The organism is Streptomyces niveiscabiei, from assembly GCF_001419795.1.
GTDB classification, from domain to species: Bacteria; Actinomycetota; Actinomycetes; order Streptomycetales; family Streptomycetaceae; genus Streptomyces; species Streptomyces niveiscabiei.
This window is the reverse complement of the sequence record NZ_LIRL01000128.1, coordinates 1-3,870: the sequence shown is the minus strand read 5'-3', so window position 1 is coordinate 3,870 and position 3,870 is coordinate 1. Positions and strand designations below refer to the sequence as shown.

The 3,870-nt window shown below is 67.0% G+C and carries 5 protein-coding genes; all 5 read left to right on the top strand.

What is annotated here, in order from left to right:
- The first annotated feature begins 54 nt into the window (after positions 1 to 54).
- A complete protein-coding gene (locus tag AOK24_RS07225; protein ID WP_055719213.1) occupies positions 55 to 513 on the top strand; it encodes a peroxiredoxin in 459 nt (152 codons plus the stop codon).
- 116 nt (positions 514 to 629) lie between these two features.
- Positions 630 to 1,205, top strand: coding sequence for a calcium homeostasis/redox stress adaptation protein (locus AOK24_RS07220; protein ID WP_055719212.1), 576 nt, complete (start codon positions 630 to 632; stop codon positions 1,203 to 1,205).
- 96 nt (positions 1,206 to 1,301) lie between these two features.
- A complete protein-coding gene (locus AOK24_RS07215; RefSeq protein ID WP_055719211.1) occupies positions 1,302 to 1,877 on the top strand; it encodes a TerD family protein in 576 nt (191 codons plus the stop codon).
- A 48-nt stretch (positions 1,878 to 1,925) separates the two neighbouring features.
- On the top strand, positions 1,926 to 3,074 hold the full coding sequence (locus AOK24_RS07210; protein ID WP_055719210.1) for a DUF475 domain-containing protein: 1,149 nt from the start codon (positions 1,926 to 1,928) through the stop codon (positions 3,072 to 3,074).
- A gap of 153 nt (positions 3,075 to 3,227) precedes the next feature.
- Positions 3,228 to 3,870: Tellurium resistance (locus AOK24_RS07205; protein WP_055719214.1), on the top strand; the 643-nt coding region annotated here is incomplete at its 3' end.

Here is a 3,870-nt window from a genome sequence, read left to right as displayed (position 1 = left end):
CCCCTCCCCGTACGCTGTGATCCCCCGAACAGCCCACCGAAGGGAAACGTTCCGATGGCGATCCAGGTCGGCGAGAAGGCTCCGGACTTCGAGCTCAAGGACAATCACGGCGCGACCGTGAGGCTCTCCGACTACCGGGGGAGTAAGAATGTCGTACTGATGTTCTACCCTTTCGCGTTCACCGGCGTGTGCACCGGCGAGCTGTGCGAGGTCAGGGACAACCTGCCGAAGTTCGAGGACCGGGACACGCAGGTGCTGGCCGTGTCGAACGACTCCATCCACACGCTGAGGGTGTTCGGGGAGCAGGAGGGGCTTGAGTACCCCTTGCTCAGCGACTTCTGGCCGCACGGCGAGGTCTCGCGCGCGTACGGCGTCTTCGCCGAGGACAAGGGCTGCGCGGTACGCGGCACGTTCGTCATCGACAAGGACGGCATCGTCCGCTGGACGGTCGTCAACGCGCTCCCGGACGCCCGGGACCTCGGCGAGTACGTCAAGGCCCTCGACACCCTGTGATTTCTTCCGGGCCAGGGCCTGCGGGGCGCGGGAACCCGTCACTAGGATCGGATCGTTGATCCGGCATATCCGACGTACGACGGGGCTCCCCGCCCCGGGAATCCAAGGGAGGACTCGTGGGAGTCAGCCTCAGCAAGGGCGGCAATGTCTCGCTGACCAAGGAGGCCCCGGGCCTGACCGCGGTCATCGTCGGTCTGGGGTGGGACGTCCGCACCACGACCGGCACCGACTTCGACCTGGACGCCAGCGCCCTGCTGGTGGACTCGTCCGGCAAGGTCGCCAGCGACGCGAACTTCGTCTTCTTCAACAACCTCAAGAGCCCGGACGGCTCGGTCGAGCACACCGGCGACAACATCACCGGTGAGGGCGAGGGCGACGACGAGCAGATCAAGGTCAACCTCGCCGGCGTCCCCGCCGACGTCGACAAGATCGTCTTCCCGGTCTCGATCTACGACGCCGAGAACCGCCAGCAGTCCTTCGGCCAGGTCCGCAACGCCTTCATCCGCGTCGTGAACCAGGCGGGCGAGGCCGAGATCGCCCGCTACGACCTCTCCGAGGACGCGTCGACGGAGACCGCGATGGTCTTCGGCGAGCTGTACCGGCACGGCGCGGAGTGGAAGTTCCGCGCCATCGGCCAGGGCTACGCCTCGGGCCTGCGCGGCATCGCCCAGGACTTCGGCGTCAACGTCTGACGCCCCGCTCCCACGTTCCCGGCCCCGCTCCCGTTTAGGGGCGGTGCCGGGCGCGCAGGACAACCAGCAGAGGCACCACCAGGGGAGGACAGCAACATGGGCGTCACGCTCGCCAAGGGAGGAAACGTCTCCCTGTCCAAGGCCGCTCCGAACCTCACGCAAGTGCTGGTCGGGCTCGGCTGGGACGCGCGCTCCACCACCGGCGCACCCTTCGACCTCGACGCCAGCGCCCTGCTGTGCAACAGCGGCCGGGTCCTGGGCGACGAGTGGTTCGTCTTCTACAACCAGCTGAAGAGCCCGGACGGCTCGGTCGAGCACACCGGCGACAACCTGACCGGCGAGGGCGACGGCGACGACGAGTCGCTGATCGTCGACCTCTCCAAGGTCCCCGCCCACTGCGACAAGATCGTCTTCCCGGTCTCGATCCATCAGGCCGACGAGCGCGGCCAGACCTTCGGCCAGGTCGCGAACGCGTTCATCCGCGTCGTCAACCAGGCCGACGGCCAGGAACTCGCCCGCTACGACCTCTCCGAGGACGCCTCCACGGAGACCGCGATGATCTTCGGCGAGCTCTACCGCTACCAGGGGGAGTGGAAGTTCCGTGCAGTGGGACAGGGGTACGCGTCGGGTTTGCGGGGCATCGCTCTAGACTTCGGAGTCAACGTTTCGTAAAGCCGAGTACGGCGCGGGGGAGACCCGTACCTACGGATTGGGTAGCCAGTGCTTCTGAAAACCTTTGGCTGGTCGTTCGCGGTCACCGCGCTCGGCCTGGCCGTCGGGGTCCTCTACGACGGATGGACCGGCCTCGGCGTCGTGGCGATCCTGTCCATCCTCGAGATCTCCCTGTCCTTCGACAACGCGGTGGTCAACGCCGGGATCCTGAAGAAGATGAACGCCTTCTGGCAGCGCATCTTCCTCACCGTCGGCGTGCTCATCGCGGTGTTCGGCATGCGGCTGGTCTTCCCGGTCGTGATCGTCGCCATCAGCGCCAAGCTGGGCCCGATCGAGGCCGTCGACCTCGCCCTCAGCGACAAGACCCGCTACCAGGAGCTGGTGACCGACGCGCACGCGTCGATCGCCGCCTTCGGTGGCATGTTCCTGCTGATGATCTTCCTCGATTTCATCTTCGAGGACCGGGACATCAAGTGGCTCGGCTGGATCGAGCGCCCGCTCGCCAAGCTCGGCAAGGTCGACATGCTGTCGGTCTGCATCGCGCTCGGCGTCCTGCTGCTCGCCGCGTTCACGGTCGCCCCCAACGCCCACATCCACGGCGGCGGGCACGTCGACAAGACCGAGACGGTCCTGCTCTCCGGCATCCTCGGCCTGATCACGTACCTCGTGGTCGGCGGCCTCTCCGGCTACTTCGAGGGCAAGCTCGAAGAAGAGGAGGAGCGGGAGCACGAGGCGGAGGAGGAGGCCAAGCGCGCGGGCAAGCAGAAGCCGGTCATCCTGCTCGCCGGCCGTGCCGCGTTCTTCATGTTCCTCTACCTCGAAGTCCTCGACGCGTCGTTCTCCTTCGACGGCGTGATCGGCGCCTTCGCCATCACCAACGACATCGTCCTCATGGCCGTCGGCCTCGGCGTCGGCGCGATGTACGTCCGGTCGCTGACCGTCTACCTGGTCCGCCAGGGCACCCTCGACGACTACGTCTACCTGGAGCACGGCGCGCACTACGCGATCGGCGCGCTCGCGGTGCTGCTGATGGTCACCATCCAGTACGAGATCCACGAGGTCATCACCGGCTCCATCGGCGTCCTGCTGATCGCCTGGTCCTTCTGGTCCTCCGTCCGCCGCAACCGCGCGCTGGCGGCGACCGAGGGAAAAGAGGGGTCTGACGACGCGAAGGCGGAGGTTTCCTCCGGAGTCTGACCTACGCGTCCGACAAACGCGTCTGACATGTGGACCGGAGTGTGATCAGCTTCCGGATGAGGAAAGCTACTTGGCGGGGCGGCTGTTCAACACGGCCGCCCCGCCGGGCATTTCACCGACGCGGGGTTCTACGAGAGGGACATGGGGCGGGAGATGGGCTTCTTCGACGGCCTGCTGGGCAGCCGCGCGGCCGACTTCGACTCGGGCAGCGCCGCGAGCAACGCGATCGAGCTGAGCAAACGGCACCCACAGGTCTCGCTGACGAAGCAGGGCGCGGCCAGCGGCAACCTCCGCGTCAACCTGACCTGGCGGATGCGGACCTCCGACTTCGGCGGCATGCAGCGCGAGAGCCTCCTGCGCCACCCCTTCAAGGCGCTCAAGCCCCCGGAGGTCGTCGGACACAGCCAGTCCATGGTCAACGTCGACCTCGACCTGGGCTGCCTCTACGAGCTCGCCGACGGCTCCAAGGGCGTCGTACAGCCGCTGGGCGGGCTGCTCGGGGACGTCAACGACGCGCCGTACGTCAAGCTCAGCGGGGACGACCGGTTCGGGTCGGCGTCGGGGGAGACGATGTACGTCAACCTCGACCACCGCGAGAACATCAAGCGGCTGCTGGTGTTCGTCTACATCTACGACCAGACGCCGGCGTTCGACCGTACCCACGCGATGGTCACGCTCTACCCGAGCAACGGGCCCCGAATAGAGGTCGGGCTCGACGAACGGCACCCCCAGGCGCGGTCCTGCGCGGTCGTGATGATCGAGAACGTCAAGGGGGAGCTGATGGTCCGCCGCGAGG

Bases quoted from the DNA above. Each gene is read 5' to 3' on its own strand.
- AOK24_RS07215 (WP_055719211.1), top strand. From the start codon at position 1,302: ATGGGCGTCACGCTCGCCAAGGGAGGAAACGTCTCCCTGTCCAAGGCC.
- AOK24_RS07225 (WP_055719213.1), top strand. From the start codon at position 55: ATGGCGATCCAGGTCGGCGAGAAGGCTCCGGACTTCGAGCTCAAGGAC.